Below are 20,987 nucleotides of genomic sequence, written 5' to 3'. Positions count from 1 at the left end.
ATGAGTCCACGACGGCGTGACGCCGAAGGCACCGCCGCCGCCCGCGCGGAACGGCGGGCCGAGCTGCTCGCCACCGCCGCCGAGGTGTTCGCCTCCCAGGGGTACGCCGCCACCACCGTGCGGAAGGTCGCCGACGCGGCCGGGATCCTCGGCGGCAGCCTGTATTACCACTTCGACTCCAAGGAGTCGATGGCCGACGAGATCCTCTCGACGTTCCTCGACGAGCTGTGGGCCGCCTACGACCGCGTGGTCGCCGCGGAGCTGCCCGCGCGCGAGACCCTCGAGGCCTTCGTCGTCGAGTCGTTCCGCTCGATCGACCGGCACCGCCCGGCCGTCGTGATCTACCAGAACGAGTCCAAGCACCTGGCCATCAGCGAACGCTTCCACTACCTCCTGGACTCGCAGCGGCGGTTCGAGGAGATGTGGACGGCGCTGCTGGACCGGGGCGTCGAGGAGGGCGCGTTCCGCCCCGACCTCGACCGCGTCCTGGTCTACCGGTTCATCCGCGACACCGTCTGGGTCGCCGCCAACTGGTACCAGCACGGCGGCCGGCTGTCCGCCGAAGAGATCGCCAAGCAGTACCTCGCCATGGTCCTGGAAGGGATCCAGGCGAGCCCTCCCCCCGCGTAAGGAGACACACCATGGCCGAGGCCTACATCGTCGAAGCGGTCCGCGCGCCCGTCGGGCGGCGCGGCGGCGGGCTCGCCGGTGCCCACCCGGCGGACCTGGGCGCGCACGTCCTGGCCGAGCTGATGCGGCGCTCGCAGGCCGACCCGGCGGCGGTCGAGGACGTGGTGTTCGGCTGCGTCGACAACGTGGGCCCGCAGGCCGGCGACATCGCCCGCACCTGCTGGCTGGCCGCCGGGCTGCCCGAGGAGGTGCCGGGCGTGACCGTCGACCGCCAGTGCGGCTCGTCCCAGCAGGCCGTGCACTTCGCCGCGCAGGCCGTGCTGTCGGGGACCTCGGACCTGGTCGTCGCGGGCGGCGTGCAGAACATGTCGCAGATCCCGATCGCGTACGCGATGACCGCCGCCGAGCCGCTCGGCTTCGACAAGGGCCCGTTCGCCGGGTCCAAGGGCTGGGTGCGGCGGTACGGCGAGGGCGAGGTCTCGCAGTTCGCGGGCGCCGAGATGATCGCGCGTGACTGGGACATCTCCCGGGAGGAGATGGAGGCGTTCGCCTACGAGTCGCACCAGCGCGCCGTCCGCGCGATCGACGAGGGCCGGTTCGAACGCGAGATCGCCCCGTACGAGGGCGTCACCACCGACGAGGGGCCGCGCCGCGACACCACCCTGGAGAAGATGGCCGGGCTGAAGACCCTGATCGAGGGCGGCCGCCTCACCGCCGCGCTGTCCTCGCAGATCTCCGACGGCGCCGCCGCGCTGCTGATCGCGTCCGAGCAGGCCGTCAAGGACCACGACCTGACCCCGCGCGCCCGGATCCACCACGTCTCCGCGCGAGGCGAGGACCCGATCCGGATGCTGTCCGCGCCGATCCCGGCGACGGCCTACGCGTTCAAGAAGACCGGCATGAAGATCGACGACATCGACGCCGTCGAGATCAACGAGGCGTTCGCCTCGGTCGTGCTCGCCTGGCTCAAGGAGACCGGCGCCGACCCGGCGATCACCAACCCGAACGGCGGCGCGATCGCGCTCGGCCACCCGCTCGGCGCGACCGGCGCCCGGCTCATGACCACGCTGCTGCACGAGCTGGAGCGCACCGGCGGCCGGTACGGCCTCCAGACCATGTGCGAGGGCGGCGGGCAGGCCAACGTCACGATCCTTGAGCGGCTCTGAATCCGACGAAGTCGGGTGGGGGGTCGTCCCCCCCTCGGGAGGGTCTGACACGATCAGGGCATGCTTGGCATGCTCGAAGGCCTGCGGATCGTCGAAGTCTCCAGTTTCGTCGCCGCGCCGCTGGGCGGGATGACCCTCGCCCAGCTCGGCGCGGACGTGATCCGCGTCGATCCGCTCGGCGGCGCCGCCGACACCTCCCGCTGGCCCCTCGCCCCGTCCGGCACCAGCCTGCTGTGGACCGGGATGAACAAGGGCAAGCGGTCGGTGACCGTCGACTTCCGTTCGCCCGAGGGCCGCGAGGTCGTGACGCGCCTCGCGGCGGACGCGGGCATCGTCCTCACCAACGCGGTCGGGCGCGGCTGGCTGGGCTACGAGGCGCTGTCGGCCGTACGTCCCGACCTCATCCACCTGCAGATCGAGGGCCGCCCGGACGGGAGCGCGGCCGTCGACTACACCGTCAACGCCGAGATCGGCTTCCCGCTGGTCACCGGCCCGGTCGATCACGCCGGGCCGGTCTCGCACGTGCTGCCCGCGTGGGACGTGGCCTGCGGGTTGTACGCGGCGGTCGGGCTGCTGGCCGCCGAACGGCGCCGGGCCCGGAGGGGCGAGGGCGCGCAGATCAAGCTGCCGCTGTACGACGTGGCGCTCGCGACCGCGGGCAACCTGGGCTTCCTCGCCGAGGCGCAGCTGGGGGAGGAACGGCCTCGGATCGGCAACTACCTCTACGGCGGGTTCGGCCGCGACTTCGCCGTCGGCGACGGGCGGGTGATGGTCGTCGCCCTCACGACCCGGCACTTCACCGACCTGTGCGAGGTGACGGGCGTCGCCGAGACGGTCGCTGAGCTCGGACGGATGCTGCGCGCCGACTTCTCCGTCGACGGTGACCGCTACCGGCACCGCGAAGCCCTCGCCGCGCTGCTCGCCCCCTGGTTCGAGTGCCGCACGCTTGCCGACGTGGAGAAGGCCCTCGCCGGGACCTCGGTCCTCTGGGCGCCCTACAAGCGCTTCTCCGAGCTCGACCTGGAGGGCAGCCCGCTCATGAACGAGATCGACCAGCCGGGCGTGGGCCGCGTCCGCGCACCCGCCATCCCGCTGAACACCGGTGAACGGACCGCCGTCCCGGCACCGGAGCTCGGCGAGCACACCGACGCGGTCCTGGCCTCGCTGGGCATGGACGCCGACGAGCTGCGGGCCAGGGGTGTGGTGGCGTGATCGACATCGAGGGCTGGGCGCCCGAGCCGGTCGAGACCACCGAGATGATCGACGCCGCTCCGGCCGCCGCGCTCGCGGGCGTGCTGGACGTGACACCGCCGGACGGTGCGCTGCCGCCGCTGTGGCAGTGGCTGCACTTCCTGGACCGCGTTCCGCAGAACGAGCTCGGACCCGACGGGCACCCGCGTGGGGGCCGCTTCCTGCCGCCCATCCCGGACCGCCGCCGCATGTTCGCCGGTGGGCGCTTCACCCTGCACGAGCCGATCCGCTTCGGCGACACGGTGACGCGCCGCGACGAGCTGGCCGCCACCACCGTCAAGCAGGGACGCAGCGGCGAGATGCTGTTCGTGACCGTACGGCACACGTTCCTGCGCGACGGAACGGCGATCGCGCAGGAGGAGCAGGACCTCGTCTACCGGAGCGGGGACGCCGCCTCCAAACCGCCCGAGGTCTCCTACGAGACGCCAGAGACGACGACCGCTGACTGGCAGCTGTCGTTCACGGCCGATCCGGTGTCACTCTTCCGCTTCAGCGCGCTCACCTACAACGCCCACCGCATTCACTACGACGAGGCGTACGCGACCCAGATCGAGGGGCACGCGGGCCTGGTGGTCCACGGCCCGCTGCTGGCGATCCTGTGCCTGGAGCTGCCGCGCCGGGCCGGGCATGCCGTACGCGAGTTGTCGTTCCGCGCGAGCAGGCCCGTCTACGCCCGCCAGCCGATCATCGCCGCCGGATCCGCCGGATCCGCCGGGGGAACGCTGGCCATCGAGGCTCCGGGCGGCGTCACCGCGATGACGGCGACGTTCTCCTAAGCGTTCAGGCTCCTAGACCTCAAGCTCCGGGGCCGAAGGCGAAGACGGCGCCGGTCGCGTTCCGCATCTCGCAGCGGTTGGCGTAGCTCTTGGAGAAGCTGACCTGCCGGCCGTCCCAGGTGCCCAGCGCCGCGACCGTGATCGGGGCGTACTCCCGGGTGCAGATCCCGCTCCCGTTCATCGCCTCGAACTCGCCGCCCGCCTTCGTGATCGCCGCACAGGCGTCCCTGGCCTTCGGGTGGTCGCCCGAGTCAGGCGAGCACTGCAGCATGACCGTGGCGGTGTTCTCGCTGAACGACTCCCCGCGCGAGGCCCACAGTTGCAGGTCTCCGCGCGGCGTCCCGGCCGCGGTGGCGGCCGCCGTCGCGGACGCCACCGTCAGGCAGGCGATCGCCGCCGCCGCGGCGCAGGTCAGCACTTTGCTCATGATCGAATATTACCGTCAGTGACGACAAAGTCACGTGACGCGCGGTCGTCAGACCGCGTAGTTGCGCAGCACGCGCAGCGCGGTGGCCGCGTGCGGGCCGATCGCGCTGAGCGTGGTGTCCTCGGGGGCGACGCGGCGCGCGCCGACCCGGCAGAACTCGCCCGCGGGGCCGCTGATGACCGACGGCGCGTCCGCGTCGCCGAACTCCCACTCCTCGCCGTCCGGACCGGTGAGCTTGCAGTGCACCGGGCCGCCCTCCTCGCCCGCCACCGTGAACGCGTACGGCAGCGTGCGCTGGCCGAGGCGCGCGATGTGCCACAGCCGCGCGGTGTCGGGGTAGTCGATGCCCAGTGGCACCGTGACGTCCAGCGCGTGCGCCCAGTGCTCGGCCAGCCGGGTCGTCGCGAGCGTGCGGGGCGGGAGCGGAACGGTCGCCCAGGCGATCTTCTCGCCGGGAGGGCAGGCGCTCAGCGTCGCGTGCACCTCGCTGGAGGCCTTGCGCCAGCGCGCGAGTATGTCGGCGCCGGACGCGCCGCGTTCGGAGGCCACCGCGCGGTCCATGACGTCGTCGAGGTCGTTGTCACCGTCACGGAAGTTGTGCTGTGCCTGTGAGGAGACCGAGGCCAGCACGAGTTCCTCGGACTGGGCCAGGTGCAGGATCACATCGGCGACCGACCAGCCGTCGGCGAGGGAGGGGCGGGCCCACAGGTCCGGGGTGAGGCCGGAGAGCACCGAATCCAGGGCGGCGTATTCGGCGGCGAGATCATCGAGGATGTCCACGTTCGCCACGATAACCGAATCTAGTTCGGTTTCGCCCCGGTTTCGCCTCTAGTTCGGCAGGACGAGCGTCCCGACCGCCGCCGCGTGCACCAGCTCGCGGGAGACTCCGAGCGCGGCCGTACGGACCGCCGGAGCCAGCCGGGGCAGGTCCAGCCGGGCCGACTGGCCGGTGATCGAGACGGCGGCGATGACCCGGCGCCGATGGTCGTAGACCGGCGCGGCGACCGCCGAGACACCCGCCTCCGACTCCTCGCGGTTGATGCCGTAGCCCCGTTCGAGCGTGCGCTCCAGCTCCTGGCGGAGTAGGCCGGGCATGGCGATCGTGTGCGAGGTGTGCCGGGTCAGCCCGGCGGCCAGCACGCTGCGCAGCCCGTCCGGCGGGCCGAACGCCAGGAACAGCTTGCCCGTCGCCGTGCAGTACGCGGGGAGCCGCCCGCCGACACGGGAGATGATCGGCGTCGAGCGGCGCCCGCTGACCTTCTCCAGGAACAGCGTGTGCACGCCGTCGGGAACGCAGAGATGGATGTTCTCGTGCGTCGCCTCGTACAGATCCTCCAGGTAGGGCAGCGCCGCCTCGCGCAGCCCGCGCGACCGGGAGACGCGCTGGCCGAGCATGAACAGTCGCATGCCGAGCCGGTAACCGGACGGCGTGCGTTCCAGCGCGCCCCACGTCACCAGCTCGCCGAGCAGCCGGTACGCGGTCGTCTTGGGCAGGCCCGTCCGCGTCGCCAGCTCCGACAGGGACAGCTCGACATCGGCGGGGGTGAAGGCGTCCAGCAGCATCAGGCCGCGCGCCAGAACCGACCGTGGGACGCTCATCTCCGGATGGTCCCCGGACTCCTCGCCGGGATCAAGCCCCGTCATCGGCCGTGTGCCGTCACCGGCACCTCCACCAGCAGCGGGCCGCCCAGATCGGCGGCGCCCGCGACGAGCGCGTGCAGGCCTCCGGCGTCCTGTACGCGGCGCCCCTCCAGGCCGAACAGCTCGGCGGCGGCGAGCCAGTCGAGTCCCGGTGGCCCCAGGTCGAGACCGGTGTAGACGCCCGTTCGCTTGCGTTCGTCCATCGTGTCCTTCAGGGTGCGGTACTCGCCGTTGTTCATGACCAGGAACAGCACGGGCAGCCGGTGGCGCGCCGCCGTCCAGAGGCCCTGCAGTCCGAACATCGCCGACCCGTCGCCGAGCACCGCCACCACCGGCCGTGAACGGTCGGCCAGGGACGTGCCGACGGCGGCGCCGATGCCCCAGCCGAGCCCGGCGCCGACCGTGTGGACGTAGGAGCCGGGACGGTCCTGCCGCAGCACCGAGCGGAGCTTCACGCCGACCGTGATCGCCTCCTCCACCACGACCGCGTCGGCGGGCAGCCCGGTGGCGATGGCGTGCGCGGCGGCCAGCGGATCCAGCGGCGCGTCGCCGTAGGCGGCGCGGGCCTGCCGGTCGAGCGCGGCGACGCGGTCCCGTGTGGCCTGGGCGGCGCGTTCGAGCCGTGCCTTCGCCTCGGGCGGCTGTTCGCCGAGCGCGGCCACGACCGCGCGCAGGTTGACGCCGACGTCGCCGACCAGGCCGACGTCGATCGGGAAGTGGCGGCCGATGTCGGCGGGATCGGCGTCGACCTGCACGATCGCCAGGCCGTCGGGCACCGGGAGCCCCGGCGTGTAGTGGTGCGGGTTGAAGCCCTGGCACCCGGCCAGCAGCAGCACGTCGTGGGGCGCGAGCGCCTCGCGGACCACGGTGTTGCGCGGCGCGAGCATGCCCTCGTTCAGCGGATGCGTGCCGGGGAAGTTGACGCCGTCGAACATCGGCTGCTGGAAGACCGTCGAGCCGAGCCGTTCGGCGACCTCGACCAGCTCGCCGTTCGCCGCCGCCCGCCCGATCCCGTCACCGGCGACGATCACCGGGCGCCGCGCCGCCGCCAGCAGCGCCGCCGCCCGCCCGACCTCCGAGGCGGGCGCGCGCCCGTGGACCGGTACGGGTGAACGGTCGGGCACGGTCACCGCACCGTCCTCCTCCAGCACGTCCATCGGGATCACCACCAGCACCGGGCCGGCGGGCGGCCGCACCGCCTCGGCGAACGCCCGGCGCATGACCAGCGGCAGGTCGTAGGCGTGCCGGACCTCCATCGCCGTCTTCACCCCGGCCGCGCCGATCGCGGCGACGTCGCCGCCGAGCATCGGGTCCTGGAGCAGGTGCCGCCGGTCCTGCTGCCCGGCCGTGATCACCATCGGGGTGCGCGAGCGGCGGGCGTTCAGCATCCCGATCAGCCCGTTGGCGACGCCCGCCGCGATGTGCAGGTTGACGAACGCGGGCCGCCGGGTGGCGCGGGCGTACCCGTCGGCCATCGCGACGACAGGTCCCTCGTGCAGGCCGAGGACGTACGTCAGATCGGTGGCGTCGCCCAGCGCCTCCAGCAGCGGCAGCTCGGTCGTGCCCGGGTTGCCGAAGATCCGCGTCACGCCCTCGCTGCGCAGGATCTCCAGCAGCGCCTCCGCCGGCCTCATCGCCGCACCCCCGTGCGGCTCGCCTCGGCGTGTTCGCGGACGAGCCCGGCGGCGACGCGGGCGGCCAGCGCCATGATCGTGAGCGACGGGTTCACCGACATCGACGCGGGGATCACCGAGCCGTCGGCGACGTGCAGCCCGGCCACGTCGTGGCTGCGGCCCCACGAGTCGACCGCCGACCGCACCGTGTCCTCGCCCATCGGGACGCTGCCCTGCATGTGCGTCGTGCTGAGCCCGGTCCAGATCACCTCGCGCGCCCCGGCCGCGCGCAGCGCCGCCGAGGCGAAGGCGAGCCCCTCGTCCATCCGGTCGCGTTCGGCGCGGCTGAAGCGCTTGGTGACGATCGAGCCGCCGTCCAGTGCGGGCTCGATCACGCCGGTGTTCTCGTCGCCGGCCATCACCAGCACGCCCGCCCAGTGCCGGTACGCCCGCGCCGCCGCGGCCAGCCGCTCGCCCCACAGCGGCCGCCCGGCCTCGTCGACCAGGCTCTCGGCGAACGAGACGGGATCCTGGATGGTGGTCCCTTCCAGCACGAAGTCCTCCTGTCGGTCCAGGCAGTGCGCGGTGATCGGGTAGACGCGGTGGCAGTCCTGCGGCTCGTCGAACCGCCCGTACACCAGGCGTGCGGGATGCAGGCCGAGCGTGCGGCCCACCGGGCGGTCGAAGCCGGGGCTGGACAGCAGGATCCGCGGGGTGTTCAGCGTTCCCGCCGCCAGCACGACCGTCCGCGTCCGCACGGTCTCGCGTCCGCGCGAGGTGCGGCAGACCACGCCCGTGACCGCGCCGTCCTCGATGAGCAGGCTCTCGGCGGTGACCCGGGTGGCGAGGCGGATCTCGCCGCGGCCGAGCGCCGGGGTGATGAACGTGTTGAGCGCCGACTTGCCGGCGTTGGTCGGGCAGCCCTGCAGGCACGACCCGCAGCGCGTGCAGTTGTGGTCGGTGTAGGACCGCACCGGCTCCAGGGAGGCGCCGAGCGTGCGCAGGCCTTCGCGCAGCCGGTGAACGCTGGGCGTCCAGTCGGCGCGTTCCCGCACGCCGAGCCACCGTTCGACCAGCCCGTACCAGGGGTCGAGATCCTCGGCGAGGCCCGTCTGTGCCCGGAACCGCGCGAGGTCGGACGGCGCCGCCCGCATCGCGACCTTGGTGTTGATGACCGTCGACCCGCCCACGCAGCGCCCGGCCAGCAGCGCGACCGGTTCGTCGTCCTCGCCGGTGTCGGCGAAGCGGGCCGGCCACCACAGCCGATGCCGCGCCTCCAGCTCGAACCGCGTGTGCTCGGAGGCCTGGTGCAGGCCGCCCGCCTCGATGACCAGCACGTCGTGGCCGTTCTTGCCCAGCTCGGCCGCGACCAGCCCGCCGCCCGCACCCGACCCGACGACCACGGTGCCGACCGTGTCAGGTAGCGGATCGGAGGCGGGCTCGGGCTCGGCCAGGAACGACCAGTCCCTCGCCAGCCTGCGGGCCTGCGGGGCATTGAAGTCGATCTCGTCCCAGCCGGTCGGCCCGCTGTGGTCGGGCGCCGCGAACCCGCCGTAATAGGCCTCGATCGCCAGCCGCCGCACCAGCCCGAACGCCGCCGTCGCGGTGAGCGGCGCCAGGGCCTCGGGCCGCGTGATCGAGGCGAGCAGCCCGATCGCGGCGTGCAGGTCGTCCTCGGTCCGCTGCGGCATGCCCGCGATCGCCAGCTCGATGTAGAGCTCGGGGCCGATCGCCGAGGAGCCGGGCACCACCAGTTCGCACAGGTCGGCGAGCACCGCGGCCTCCGCCGGGCTGAGTACGCTCCGCATCACGCTCCCCGAATCCTCAGTGCTTGGCCGATCCGCCGTCGACGTTGATGGTCTGGCCGGTCAGGAACCCGCTGCCCTCGTCGCACACGTACAGCAGCGTCGAGACCAGGTCGCCGGGCATCTCCTGCGCGGGCACCGCCTGCAGCTCCCGTACGCGCTCGAACCCGCCGTCCGCGCCGGTGCTGCGCGCGGCGGTCTCGGTCCGGGTGAGGCCGGGCGAGATCGCGTTCACCGTGATGCCCTCGCCGCCGACCTCGCTCGCCAGCGCCCGCGTGAAGCCGACCAGGCCGGCCTTGGACGTCGTGTACGCCACCAGGTCGGGCGGGCCGAGGAAGACGACGGCCGAGACGATGTTGACGATCCGGCCCCAGCGCGCGGCCCGCAGGTGCGGCAGCGCCGCCTGCGTCACCAGGAACGGGCCCTCCAGGTTCAGCCGCATGATGCGGCGCCAGTCCTCGAGCGTGGTCTCCTCGAACGGGATCGGCGGGTAGATCCCGGCGTTGTTCACCACGATGTGCAGGCCGCCGAAGTACCCGGCGACCTCCGCGACCGCCTTGCCGACCGCGACGGGATCGGTGACGTCCACCTCCACCGGGTGGAACCGGTCGCCGCCGACGCGCCGCGACGTCTCGGCCTGGTCGGCGACGTCGAACCCGGCGACGAGATGACCGCGGCCGGCCAGCGCGAGGGCGAACTCCTGACCGAGCCCGCGCGCGGAGCCGGTGACGATCGCGATGCGCTCCATGCGCGGCAGCCTGTGCCGCCGCGCGGCCACGGGCAAGGCGGCCATTCCGCTGAGTGAAACGACTCGCTTGTCCGCCTGTAGACAGCCGTCTCATGCTCGCCACCATGTCAGCATCGCCCGAGGGGGGCCGACCCCCCACACCCCCCGGGCCGACTACGTCGGGGACGGTCACCCCGCCCGCCACCACGAGCCGCGAAGGCCCGGGCGCCCGCCTGCTGAGCGGCGGGCGCGGCGGTCTGCGCGTCCTCGCCCGGGACGAGACGGTGGTGATCGTCGTCCTGCTCGCGCTCGTCTTCGGGGTGGGGCTCGCGCACCCGGAGTTCCTGCGCAGCGGCAACCTGCTGTCGACCGCGCACAACGCGGTCTACGTCGGGCTCATGGCCTGCGGGATGGTGTTCCCGCTGGCCATGCGCGAGGTGGACCTGTCGGTCGGCGGGCTCTTCGCGATGGGGGTCGTCACCGGCGCGGTGCTGATCACCCACGGGATGGACCCGTGGCTGGCCGTCGTGGTCATCCTGGTGATGTCGCTGGCGCTCGGCGCCGTGAACGGCGCCGTCACCACCGTGATGCGGCTGCCGTCGTTCATCGTCACCCTCGCGACCTCGATGCTGTTCCGCGGCATCGGGCTCGCGCTCGCGGACGGCAAGCAGGTCGGCGGGCTGCCCGCCGAACACGCGCTGTTCGTGAAGGTCGGCGGGGACCTGTACGGCGTGCCCACCGCCGTGTGGGTCTTCGCCGTGGCGGTCGTGGTGCTGACCGTGGTGCTCACCCGGGGCCGGTTCGGCGCGCGCGTGCGCGCCATCGGCTCCAACCCGGAGGCGGCCGAGTTCACCGGCCTGCCGATGACCCGTACCCGGATCGCGGCGCTGGCGCTGTCGGGGCTCATGGCGGGGGTGGCCGCCGTCCTGGCGCTGTCCTTCTTCACCGCGGGCGACCCGACGATCGGCCAGGGCTACGAGCTGACCGCGATCGCCGCCTGCATCATCGGCGGCACCCCGCTCTCGGGCGGGCGCGGCTCGGTGATCGGCGCGGCCGTCGGCACGCTGATCTTCAACGTGGTCGCCTCCGCGCTCGTGTTCTTCGAGGTCCCCATCAACTGGACGACCTTCGCCGCCGGCGCCGTGATCCTCATCGCGGTCGCCGTCGGCTCCACCGTCCGCCGCCTGCGCGGCGGATGAGGCTTCACTTCCGGCCGTGCGGGGTGAACGGCCCAGACGTCACGGGAGGTCCCGATGTTCCGCCGTCGCCCGCGAGCCGCGTTGTCGGCCGCGCTCGCCCTGACCCTCGCCGCAACGGCCGCGTGCGGCGACTCCTCGGGGTCGGGGAAGAAGAACGAGAAGCTCAAGATGGGCATCGCGGTCGCCAACTACAGCCTCAACTTCGCGCGCTCGATGTACCAGGGCGCGCAGACCGCGGCGCAGCACGCGGGCAACATCGACTACAAGGTCGTCGGCCCGCCCAACACCGACGGGCCCGCCGAGGTCCAGCTGTTCCAGAACCTCACCGTGACCCATCCCGACGGCGTCGTGCTGGAGAACCTCGCGCCGCCGCTGTTCACCCGCCCGGCCGCGCAGGCCGTCGACAAGGGCACCCCGATCGTGGCGCTGGACACCGCGCCGACCGACGGCAGCAAGGTGGAGTTCTACGTCGGCAACGACAACTACGCGCTGGGCGCGCTGCTGGCGTCCGAGACGGTGAAGAAGCTCGGCAAGGACGCCAAGGGGACCGTGGTGGTCGGCGTGCCCAACCCCGGCACGCCGGTCCTGGACAGCCGTGCGCGCGGCATCAAGGAGACACTCGCGCAGCAGGCCCCCGGGATCAAGGTGGTCGGCCCGTTCCAGACCTACAGCGATCCCGCGCAGAACTACGGCGCCTGGCAATCGCTCGTGCACGCCAACCCGGGTGCGCTGGCCTTCCTCGGTGTGGGCGACGCCGACAGCTACGACCTCGCCAAGATCAAGGAACAGGAGAAGGGGAAGTACCTGACCGCCGCGTTCGACGTCGACCCGAAGTCGCTGGACGCGGTCAAGAAGGGCACCAACTTCGTCGGCATCGACCCCGAGCACTTCCTCAAGGGCTACGTCGCCCAGGCCGTGCTCGGCAAGACCGTCCGGGAGGGCGGCAAGCTGCCGGAGGGCTGGTTCGTCATGCCGGGCCTCGCGGTGACCTCCGCCAACGTGGACCAGATCATCCAGCGTGAGACCTCGCCGGAGGCCGCGTACACCTGGTACAAGCCGCAGATCGACAAGCTGCTGGCCAACGTGCAGGCCGGGATCAAGCCGCTGAAGGAGGCCCGCTGAGATGCTGACCGCGACCGGACTCGTGAAGCGCTTCGGCGGGGTGCACGCGCTGAACGGCGCGGGCATCGCGCTGGAGCGCGGCCAGGTGCACGGCCTGGTGGGGGAGAACGGCGCGGGCAAGTCCACCCTGGTCAAGATCCTCTGCGGCATCGTGCGGCAGGACGCCGGGACGGTCGAGCTGGAGGCCGGTCCGATCGCGATCGTGTCGCAGGAGCTGATGATCTTCCGGGATCTCACCGTCGTGGAGAACCTGTTCCCGCACGGCGGCCCCGGCCGTGCGGGGCTGGCCGACCGCCGCGCGATGGCGCGGCGCGCGGCGCCGGTCCTCGCCGAGCTCGGCCTGGAGGTCTCCCCGTACGAGCGGGCCGGTGCGCTGTCGCTCGCCGACCAGCAGCTGCTGGAGATCTGCCGGGCCCTGCTCACCGAGCCGCGCGTGCTGATCCTCGACGAGCCGACCAGCGCCCTGCCGCGCGCCGCGGTCGAACGGGTCGAGGAGACCACCCGGCGGCTCGCCGAGCGCGGCCTGGCCGTCCTGTACATCTCGCATTACCTGGAGGACGTGCTGCGCATCGCCCAGCGGGTGAGCGTCCTGCGCGGCGGCCGTACGGTCCTGGCGGGGGAGGACGTCTCCCGGGTCAGCCTGGACTCACTGGTCGCGGCCATGCTCGGTGAGGCAGCCCCGGAGGCGACGGCGAAGGCTCCGGCACCGACGCTCCGCAAGGGACGGACCCTCACGCTGGACCACGTGACCGTGCCCGGCGTCCTGCGCGACGTCCTGTGCAACGTCGAAGGCGGGGAGATCGTCGGCGTCGCCGGTCTGCAGGGCGCGGGTCACCTCGGCGTTCTGGACGTGACGTGCGGGCGCGTCCGCCCCTCCTCCGGACGGGTCCTGCTGCCGAACGGGGTGACGCCGCGTTCGCTCCGCCACGCGGTCGGCGCCGGGGTGGCCTACGTGTCGGGCGACCGCCAGGGCCGCGGGTTGATGCTGCGGCAGCGGCTCTGGGAGAACATCACCGCCGTGCAGAGCGTCGCCCTCGGCCGCGACGGCGTGCTGCCCTCGCAGCGCAAGCTGGCCGAACGCGCCGCCGCGCTGGCCGAGCGGCTGCGCATACGCGGGAACGTGCACAGCCCCGCCTCGTCCCTGTCCGGAGGCAACCAGCAGAAGGCCGTCCTCGCCAAGTGGCTGGACGCCGATCCGTCCGTCGTGGTCCTGGACGACCCGACGCGCGGCGTCGACGTCCGAGCCCGCCTGGAGGTGCACGATCTCATCCAGGGGCTCGCCGCCGACGGCAAGGTCGTGCTGATCGCCTCGACCGACCTCCTCGAGCTGGTCGCGCTCAGCCACCGCGTCCTTGTCTTCCAGCACGGCCGCATCACCTCGGAGCTGGAGGGGGAGCGGCTCACCGAACACGACATCAGCCTCGCCATGAACGCGGGCTTCGCGCTGCCGTGAACGCCTCCTGATCCGCCCGGTCAGATCTCGACGCCCATCCGGTCCACCAGATGCACCAGGTAGGCGCGGATCTCGGCGGGCGTCAGCTCGTCCGGATGCACCAGCACCCGGTAGAAGGCCGTGCCGATCAGCATGTCCATGGTCACGTCGCGGTCGTCGTCGCCCCGCAGGAGCGCGCCGCCCAGCTCGCGGCGCGGCCCCAGATAGTGCTTCCAGTAGGTGGCCAGCAGCGACGGATGGGTCTGGCTCGAGCCGATCAGCTGCGCCAGCAGCCCGCGGGCCCGGGGATCGGCCAGGGTCGCCGACACCGCGTCGAGCACGATGTCGATGGCGAGCTTCTCGCCGCTGTCCCAGAGCTCGACGTCCGGCATGTGGCTGCGGGCGTTCTCGATCGCGGCGGCGAGCAGCTCCTCCTTGGTCTCCCACCGCCGGTAGAGCGACAGCTTGCCGACGCCGGCGCGCCTGGCGATCTGCTCGATGCTGGTGGCCTCGGCGCCCTTCTCGATGAACAGCTCCAGCGCGGCTTCGAGGATCGCCTCGTCCACCTGCGGATCGCGCGGGCGCCCGCGGCCCCTGCTCTGTGTCAACGCACGCGTCCCTTTCGCAGCATGTCCGCCAGCCCCTCGCGGTAGGCCAGATGGCCGTCCGGGCGTACCAGCATGCCGTGTCCGTGCCCGTTCAGCGGAGACAGGACCGACACGCGGTCGCCCAGCAGCTCGCGCACGCGGGGGTCGGGCTCGCCGAGCAGTACGAAACCGCGGCCCAGTTCCGCGTACAGGCGGGTGCGGCTGCCGTCGGCGCGCAGGCAGGCCCGGTCCGGAACGCGGTCGCCCGGCTGCAGCCCGCGCCGCCCGCGCCGCCCGCCCCACGCGCGCGGTGCGTGCCGTCGCAGCACGCCGCCGGGGGAGAGCGGGCCGGAACGGTAGGACAGGCCCAGCTGGGACGCCTTGTCCAGCGCGAGCCGGTGCACGGCGGGCACCCCGGCGGCCGAGGCCAGCCGGTCGCGCACCGTGCGGACGATCGGGTTGGCGCCGAGCAGCAGGCGGGTCACCGCGGTCGTGCCGGTGAGCGCGCCGGCGGCGGCGGGCCGGCGTTCGTCCCGGTAGGTGTCCAGCAGCGCGGAGTCGGCCTGGCCGCCGATCACGAGCGCGAGCCGCCACGCCAGGTTCTCGGCGTCCGCGATGCCGATGTTCATGCCCTGGCCGCCGATCGGCGAGTTGATGTGGGCCGCGTCCCCGGCCAGGAGCATCCGCCCGTTCCGGTAGTCGCCCGCCAGCCGCCGGTGGATGCGGAAGACCGACGTCCACTCGGTCGCGCGGATCGCGGGCCCGGCGCCGCCCGTCCGGTCCCGGAAGATCTGGGTGAACGCCGCCGTCACGTCCGGAACGTCGTCGGTGCCGGGCTGGAGACCGGCGATCAGCCGCCACAGGTCCGAGGCGCCCGGCAGCGGGAAGGCCAGCAGCAGCCCGTCGCGGTGCAGCCACGCGGCCGTCGTGTGCCGGTCGGCGTCCCACTTGGCGTGCACGTCGGCCAGCAGGAACCGTTCGCCCAGCGGAACGCCGGGGAAGGGCACGCGCGCCAGCGCGCGCACCCGGCTGTGCGCGCCGTCGCAGCCGACCAGCCACCCGGCCCGGGTCCGCTCGACGTCGTCGAGGCCGACCGTGACGCCGTCCTCGTCCTGGGTGGCGCCGGTGACCTCGGTGTTCCACTCGATCTCGCCGCCGAGCTCGGCCAGCCTGCGGCGCAGCGCCGCCTCGACCTCGGCCTGCGACACGATCATCGGGGTGGACGCGCGGGCCTGATCGAGCGCCACCTTCGCCACGCGGGCTCCGTTGGCGTACACCGCGACGCCCTGGACCCGGATCACCCGGTCGGGCAGGTCGCCCAGCGCGCCGAGCCGGTCGAGCACCTGGACGCCCCGCGCGTGCAAGATCAGCGCCCGGGAGGTCGTCGCGGGCCCGTCCGCCCGGTCCACCACCCGCACCGGGACCCCCTGCCCGAGCAGGGCGCAGGCCGTCACCAGCCCGGTCGGTCCGGCCCCCACCACCATCACGTCGTCCATGTCCGCCCCTTTTTATTTACGGTACGGTTCCGTTAATTAAATAGCGGGCGCGCGGAGAAGTCCAGACCTCCGGCGGGAACGGGGATCAGATCCGGTTGCGCTCGATCAGCTGGCGGACGATGACGTTGCGCTGGATCTCGTTCGTGCCCTCGCCGACGATCATCAGCGGCGCGTCGCGGAAGTAGCGCTCGACGTCGAACTCCGTGGAGTAGCCCGCGGCGCCGTGGATGCGGACGGCGTTCAGCGCGATCTCCATCGCGGCCTCCGAGGCGTACAGCTTGGCCATGCCCGCCTCCATGTCGCAGCGTTCGCCCGCGTCGAGGCGGTCGGCGGCGTCGAGGGTGAGCAGGCGCGCGGCGCTCAGCTTCGTGGCCATGTCGGCGAGGTAGTTGCCGACCGACTGGTGCTGCCAGATCGGCTTGCCGAACGCCTCGCGCTCCTGCGCGTAGCGCAGCGAGTCCTCCAGCGCGGCGCGGCCGACGCCGAGCGCGCGGGACGCCACCTGGATGCGCCCGACCTCGAGCCCGCGCATCATCTGCGCGAAGCCGCGCCCCTCCTCGCCGCCCAGCACGGCCTCCAGTGGGGTCTCGTAGCCGCTGAACGACAGCTCGCAGCTCTCCACGCCCTTGTAGCCGAGCTTGGGCAGGTCGCGCGAGACCGTCAGGCCCGGCCCCTTCTCCACCAGCAGGATGCTGATCCCGCGATGGCGCGGCTCGGCGGCGGGATCGGTCTTGCACATGAGCGCGATGAGGCCGGACCTGCGCGCGTTCGTGATCCACATCTTGGCGCCGTCGATCACGTAGCGGTCGCCCTCGCGGCGCGCGGCGGTCGTCATCGCCTGCAGATCCGAGCCGCCCGACGGCTCGGTGAGCGCCATCGTGGCGCGCAGCTCGCCGGTCGCCATCCTCGGCAGGTAGCGCTCCTTCTGGTCCTCGGTGCCGAAGGTGGCGATCAGGTGCGAGACGACCGTGTGGCCGCCGAACGCTCCGGCCAGCGACATCCAGCCGCGCGCCAGTTCCTCGGTCACCAGGGCGTAGCAGCGCTTGGAGACGGCGGTCTCGCCGTACGGCTCGGGCACGGCCAGGCCGTAGACGCCGAGCTCCTTCATGCGCTCGATCAGCCGTTCCGGATAGGTGTCGGTGTGCTCCAGGTCGCGGGCCACCGGCCGGACCTCCCTGTCGACGAAGTCGGCGACGACCTCGACGATGGCGCGTTCCTCGTCGTTCAGCCTGAACACCGGGCCGGGCTCCTTTCCAGAACGTGGTTCTAATACCGTATAGAGGTGGGCAGACTGCAGCAGACGCACGGGCTATCGGACGAGCAGCGGGAGATCCTGGCGACCGTACGGTCCTTCGTGGACAAGGAGATCCTCCCGGTCGCCACCGAGCTGGAACACGCCGACGCCTACCCTCAGGCGATCGTGGACGGGATGCGCGGGCTGGGCCTGTTCGGCCTGATGATCGACGAGGGGCACGGCGGGCTCGGCGAGTCGCTGCTGACCTACGCGCTGGTCGTGGAGGAGCTGTCGCGCGGCTGGATGAGCGTGTCGGGGATCGTCAACACCCACTTCATCGTGGCCTGGATGATCTCCCACTACGGCACCGAGGCGCAGAAGGCGCACTACCTGCCGAGGATGGCGACCGGCGAGATCCGGGGCGCGTTCTCGATGTCCGAGCCCGGCTGCGGGTCCGACGTCTCGGCGATCCAGACCCGCGCGGTCCCCGACGGCGACTCCTACGTCATCACCGGCCAGAAGATGTGGCTGACCAACGGCGCCACCGCCAACCTCGTCGCGACGCTGGTGAAGACCGATCCTGAAGCCGGGCATCGCGGGATGACCACGTTCCTGGTCGACAAGGAGCCGGGCTTCGGTGAGGTCGCGCCCGGCCTGACCGTCCCGGGCAAGATCGAGAAGATGGGCTACAAGGGCGTCGACACCACCGAGTTGCTCTTCGACTCCTACCGCATCCCCTCCGGGCAGATCCTCGGCGGCGAGCCCGGCCGCGGCTTCTACCAGATGATGGACGGCGTCGAGGTGGGACGCGTCAACGTCGCCGCGCGCGGGTGCGGGGTGGCGCGGCGCGCGTACGAGCTGGGCCTGGACTACGCCCGCCAGCGCGAGACGTTCGGCAAGCCCATCGCCGAACACCAGGCCGTGATGTTCCGGCTGGCCGAGATGGCGACCAAGGTCGAGGCCGCGCACCAGATGATGGTGATGGCCGCCCGCCGCAAGGACTCCGGCGAACGCAACGACCTGGAGGCCGGGATGGCGAAGTACCTGGCCAGCGAGTACTGCAAGGAGGTCGTCGAGGCCTCGTTCCGCATCCACGGCGGCTACGCCTACTCCAGGGAGTACGAGATCGAACGCCTCTACCGGGAGGCGCCGATGCTGCTGATCGGCGAGGGCACCGCCGACATCCAGAAGATGATCATCGGTCGCCGGCTCCTCGACGAGGCCTGATGCTGCCGCTGGATGGCATCACGGTCGTCGCGCTGGAACAGGCCGTCGCCGCGCCGTTCGCCAGCCGCCAGCTCGCCGACCTCGGCGCCCGCGTCATCAAGGTGGAACGCGTCGACGGCGGCGACTTCGCGCGCGCCTACGACAGCGGCGTGCGCGGCGGTCTCGGCACCCACTTCGCCTGGCTCAACCGCTCCAAGGAGTCGATCGCGCTCGACCTCAAGCAGGACGAGGGCCGCGCGATCCTCGCCGAGCTGGTCGCCGGCGCCGACGTCTTCCTGCAGAACCTCGCGCCCGGCGCCGCCGCCCGCCTCGGCTTCGGCGCGGACTCCCTCCGCACCCGCCACCCCCGCCTGATCGTGATCGACATGTCCGGCTACGGCTCGCGCGGCCCGTACCGGGACAAGCGCGCCTACGACATGCTCGTCCAGGCCGAGGCCGGGCTGATCTCGGTGACCGGCACCCCCGAGACGCCGGTCAAGGCCGGGTCGCCGCTCGCCGACATCGCCGCCGGGATGTACGCGTTCTCCGGCGCCCTGGCCGCGCTGGTGCGGCGCGGCACCACCGGCGAGGGCGCGGCGATCGAGGTCACGATGTTCGACGCGGTCTCCGAGTGGATGGGCCAGGCCCTCTACTCCACGCTCTACACCGGCCGGCCGCCCCGCCGTTCCACCCTCGGCCACCCCGTCATCGCCCCGTACGACGCCTACCCGACCGCGCATGGCGAGGACGTCGTCATCGGCGTGCAGAACGACCGCCAGTGGGTCGCCCTCGCCACCCGCGTCCTGAACCTGGGCGCCCTCGCCTCCGACCCCGGCTACGCCACCAACCAGGCCCGCGTCCGCAACCGCGACGAGCTCGACGCCCTCATCGCGGGCGTCACCGCCGCGATGCCCCGGCCCGAACTGGTCCGCCGCCTCGACGAGGCCGGTGTCCCCAACGCCTCCCTGAACGACGTGCACGCTCTCGTCGCCCACCCGCAACTCGCCGACCGAGATCGCTGGCGCGACGTCGGCTCCCCGGTCGGTGATCTGCGCGCGATCCTGCCCCCGATCACGTTCGCGGACGCGGAGGCCCGCATGGACCCGATCCCCGAGCTCGGCCAGCACACCGACACCCTGCTGGCCGAGCTGGGCCGGACCTCAGAGGCCGTCGCCCGCCTCCGCGCCTCGGGAACGGTCGCCTAGGCCTTCACCCAGTTCGACTTCTCATAGCCGCTGTCGATGTGGAAGATCTTCTTCTGCCCCGAGGTCCCGATCATGATGTTCCAGACCCCCACCGCGCACTCGATCGTGTAGGCCGACATCGGAACCTGGCCGCCCTGGGTGAAGAGCTTCCCCGCCTCGACACAGGCCACGACCATCTCCTCGAAGTACTTCTGGAGCTTGGCGGCCGTGGCGCCGGGCCCGACCTCCTCAGCGACGTGCTTGATGCAGGCGTCGTCGGTCGAGACCGTTCCCTTGCTGAAGGCGCGCGGGAAGCGGACGTCCCCGATGAGCTGCCAGCCGAACGGCGTCACCTCCTTGGCCACCGTGATCGCGTTCTTCGGGCCCTGGATGATCTTGATGCAGGAGTCCTTGACGTCGGTGCCCGTGCAGGCGAGCTCCATGAACCTGACGATGAGCGGGGACGACGACCTGGCCGGCACCTGGTTGACGAACTCCTGCTGGATGTCGGGCCACAGGGTGATGACCTTGGCCTTCTTGTCCGGGCTCTTGAGCGAGCACACCGCGACCCAGCCCTGGAAGCCGTAGACGGTCAGCAGCTTCAGGAAGCCGGCGGGGTGGTGGTTCTTGGTGAACGCGGGCCTCAGCGCGTTGAGCGTCCCGTCCGACATCCAGGCCTGGATGCTCTTGGCGTCGAGCTCGCAGAGCGTGCTGAGCTGCGTCACCGGGCCGCAGACCAGGCGGATGTCATCGGCCGTGATCTTGCTGAGCGTCCGGCCCTGGAGCTTGAGGAGGCAGGTGGTGAACGCCGCCGGTGTGCAGCCCTTCAGCCGTACCTCGATCTCGTCGATCGAGGAGTTCAGCTCGCTGAGGAGCGGTCCGACGCACTGGCCGAACAGAGCGTCCTTGCCCACCAGCACGAGTTGCTGGCGCGTGTCGGCGATGGTGCCGGGCGCGGACTTGCCCGCGTTGAGCATCGTCGTGAGGACGAGGTCCGCCGCCGTGTTCAGCTCCTTCGCCTTGGCGACGAGCGCCTCCACCTCCTTCTGCGCGTCCTGCACCCGCGCGCCGCACCACTTCCAGTCGGCCGTGACCTTCACGAAGTTGGTGAAGAGGCCGGCGTAGTGCTTTCCGAGGTCGGTCTTGAGGAATCCCGCCACCGTGACGTTCTGCGACACCAGGTCGACGACCTCCGCATCGGTCATCTGGAGGGTCGGATACACATAGCCGTTCATCACGTCCTTGATCGCTTCGGTGGCGACATCCGGCGCCTTGGCCCGGAGCTTGGGCGTCAGGGCGGCGGCGTTGGCCTGGGCCTCGGCCTTGACCAGCGATCTCCACGGTTCGGGCAGTGCGGCGATCTGCTCGTCGAACGGCTTGGTGACGAGCGGAGTGATCTTGGCGACCGTGAGCTCGCTCTCGGCGACGAACTGCAGTGCCGCCTTCAGGTGCTGCTCGGTCGGGCCCTTCTTCTGCGCCATGGCCGCCTCC

At 72.1% G+C, this 20,987-nt stretch carries 19 protein-coding genes; 9 read left to right on the top strand and 10 right to left on the bottom strand.

The window, feature by feature from the left end:
• From J4573_RS20240 to J4573_RS20225, 4 genes are read left to right on the top strand one after another with little or no spacing between them, the layout of a single operon-like run.
• Complete coding sequence (locus tag J4573_RS20240) at nt 1-630, top strand: TetR/AcrR family transcriptional regulator (RefSeq protein WP_208257336.1); 630 nt, start codon at nt 1-3, stop codon at nt 628-630.
• A gap of 11 nt (nt 631-641) precedes the next feature.
• Entirely contained in the window at nt 642-1,796 is a 1,155-nt protein-coding gene (locus J4573_RS20235; protein WP_208257335.1) for an acetyl-CoA C-acetyltransferase, read from the top strand.
• Between the two features lie 60 nt (nt 1,797-1,856).
• On the top strand, nt 1,857-3,008 hold the full coding sequence (locus J4573_RS20230; RefSeq protein WP_208257334.1) for a CoA transferase: 1,152 nt from the start codon (nt 1,857-1,859) through the stop codon (nt 3,006-3,008).
• Entirely contained in the window at nt 3,005-3,823 is an 819-nt protein-coding gene (locus tag J4573_RS20225) for an HTD2 family dehydratase (protein WP_307796736.1), read from the top strand. The genes J4573_RS20230 and J4573_RS20225 overlap by 4 nt, the downstream gene beginning before the upstream one ends.
• 19 nt (nt 3,824-3,842) lie before the next feature.
• Here the strand turns inward: J4573_RS20225 and J4573_RS20220 are convergent, their stop codons facing one another.
• From J4573_RS20220 to J4573_RS20195, 6 genes are read right to left on the bottom strand one after another with little or no spacing between them, the layout of a single operon-like run.
• On the bottom strand, nt 3,843-4,250 hold the full coding sequence (locus J4573_RS20220; protein ID WP_208257333.1) for an SSI family serine proteinase inhibitor: 408 nt from the start codon (nt 4,248-4,250) through the stop codon (nt 3,843-3,845).
• A gap of 48 nt (nt 4,251-4,298) precedes the next feature.
• Nucleotides 4,299-5,030, bottom strand: coding sequence for a maleylpyruvate isomerase family mycothiol-dependent enzyme (locus J4573_RS20215; RefSeq protein WP_208257332.1), 732 nt, complete (start codon nt 5,028-5,030; stop codon nt 4,299-4,301).
• 48 nt (nt 5,031-5,078) lie between these two features.
• On the bottom strand, nt 5,079-5,849 hold the full coding sequence (locus J4573_RS20210; protein WP_208257331.1) for an IclR family transcriptional regulator: 771 nt from the start codon (nt 5,847-5,849) through the stop codon (nt 5,079-5,081).
• A 41-nt stretch (nt 5,850-5,890) separates the two neighbouring features.
• Nucleotides 5,891-7,525: a thiamine pyrophosphate-binding protein gene (locus J4573_RS20205; RefSeq protein ID WP_208257330.1), complete on the bottom strand. Its 1,635-nt coding sequence runs from the start codon at nt 7,523-7,525 to the stop codon at nt 5,891-5,893.
• Complete coding sequence (locus J4573_RS20200) at nt 7,522-9,312, bottom strand: GMC family oxidoreductase N-terminal domain-containing protein (protein WP_208257329.1); 1,791 nt, start codon at nt 9,310-9,312, stop codon at nt 7,522-7,524. The genes J4573_RS20205 and J4573_RS20200 overlap by 4 nt, the downstream gene beginning before the upstream one ends.
• A 16-nt stretch (nt 9,313-9,328) precedes the next feature.
• Nucleotides 9,329-10,057, bottom strand: coding sequence for an SDR family NAD(P)-dependent oxidoreductase (locus J4573_RS20195; protein WP_208257328.1), 729 nt, complete (start codon nt 10,055-10,057; stop codon nt 9,329-9,331).
• 104 nt (nt 10,058-10,161) lie between these two features.
• Between J4573_RS20195 and J4573_RS20190 the strand changes: the two genes are divergently transcribed.
• From J4573_RS20190 to J4573_RS20180, 3 genes are read left to right on the top strand one after another with little or no spacing between them, the layout of a single operon-like run.
• Nucleotides 10,162-11,235, top strand: coding sequence for an ABC transporter permease (locus tag J4573_RS20190; RefSeq protein WP_208257327.1), 1,074 nt, complete (start codon nt 10,162-10,164; stop codon nt 11,233-11,235).
• A gap of 54 nt (nt 11,236-11,289) precedes the next feature.
• The gene (locus J4573_RS20185; RefSeq protein ID WP_208257326.1) at nt 11,290-12,357 is read left to right on the top strand and encodes a sugar ABC transporter substrate-binding protein; all 1,068 of its coding nucleotides are present in this window, start codon (nt 11,290-11,292) and stop codon (nt 12,355-12,357) included.
• A gap of 1 nt (nt 12,358) precedes the next feature.
• A complete protein-coding gene (locus J4573_RS20180; protein ID WP_208257325.1) occupies nt 12,359-13,810 on the top strand; it encodes a sugar ABC transporter ATP-binding protein in 1,452 nt (483 codons plus the stop codon).
• A gap of 20 nt (nt 13,811-13,830) precedes the next feature.
• Here J4573_RS20180 and J4573_RS20175 read toward each other — a convergent pair whose 3' ends face one another.
• From J4573_RS20175 to J4573_RS20165, 3 genes are all read right to left on the bottom strand, one after another.
• Nucleotides 13,831-14,397, bottom strand: coding sequence for a TetR/AcrR family transcriptional regulator (locus J4573_RS20175; RefSeq protein ID WP_208257324.1), 567 nt, complete (start codon nt 14,395-14,397; stop codon nt 13,831-13,833).
• Nucleotides 14,394-15,872, bottom strand: coding sequence for an FAD-dependent monooxygenase (locus tag J4573_RS20170; RefSeq protein WP_208257323.1), 1,479 nt, complete (start codon nt 15,870-15,872; stop codon nt 14,394-14,396). The genes J4573_RS20175 and J4573_RS20170 overlap by 4 nt, the downstream gene beginning before the upstream one ends.
• Before the next feature lie 85 nt (nt 15,873-15,957).
• Nucleotides 15,958-17,109 (bottom strand): acyl-CoA dehydrogenase family protein, encoded by a 1,152-nt coding sequence (locus J4573_RS20165; protein ID WP_208257322.1) that lies wholly within the window; start codon nt 17,107-17,109, stop codon nt 15,958-15,960.
• 45 nt (nt 17,110-17,154) lie between these two features.
• On the opposite strand from J4573_RS20165, the gene J4573_RS20160 reads away from it, so the two are divergent.
• Together J4573_RS20160 and J4573_RS20155 are read left to right on the top strand one after the other, a co-directional pair.
• The gene (locus tag J4573_RS20160) at nt 17,155-18,333 is read left to right on the top strand and encodes an acyl-CoA dehydrogenase family protein (RefSeq protein ID WP_208257321.1); all 1,179 of its coding nucleotides are present in this window, start codon (nt 17,155-17,157) and stop codon (nt 18,331-18,333) included.
• Nucleotides 18,333-19,517 (top strand): CaiB/BaiF CoA transferase family protein, encoded by a 1,185-nt coding sequence (locus tag J4573_RS20155; protein ID WP_208257320.1) that lies wholly within the window; start codon nt 18,333-18,335, stop codon nt 19,515-19,517. Before J4573_RS20160 ends, J4573_RS20155 begins: the two co-directional genes overlap by 1 nt.
• Here the strand turns inward: J4573_RS20155 and J4573_RS20150 are convergent.
• Nucleotides 19,514-20,977 (bottom strand): hypothetical protein, encoded by a 1,464-nt coding sequence (locus J4573_RS20150; RefSeq protein ID WP_208257319.1) that lies wholly within the window; start codon nt 20,975-20,977, stop codon nt 19,514-19,516. The genes J4573_RS20155 and J4573_RS20150 overlap by 4 nt on opposite strands.
• Nucleotides 20,978-20,987: the final 10 nt, after the last annotated feature.

It is taken from the genome of Actinomadura barringtoniae (assembly GCF_017573505.1).
Lineage (GTDB): Bacteria > Actinomycetota > Actinomycetes > Streptosporangiales > Streptosporangiaceae > Spirillospora > Spirillospora barringtoniae.
Note: the sequence above shows the minus strand (reverse complement) of the source record. Positions and strands in the feature narration are given on the sequence as shown.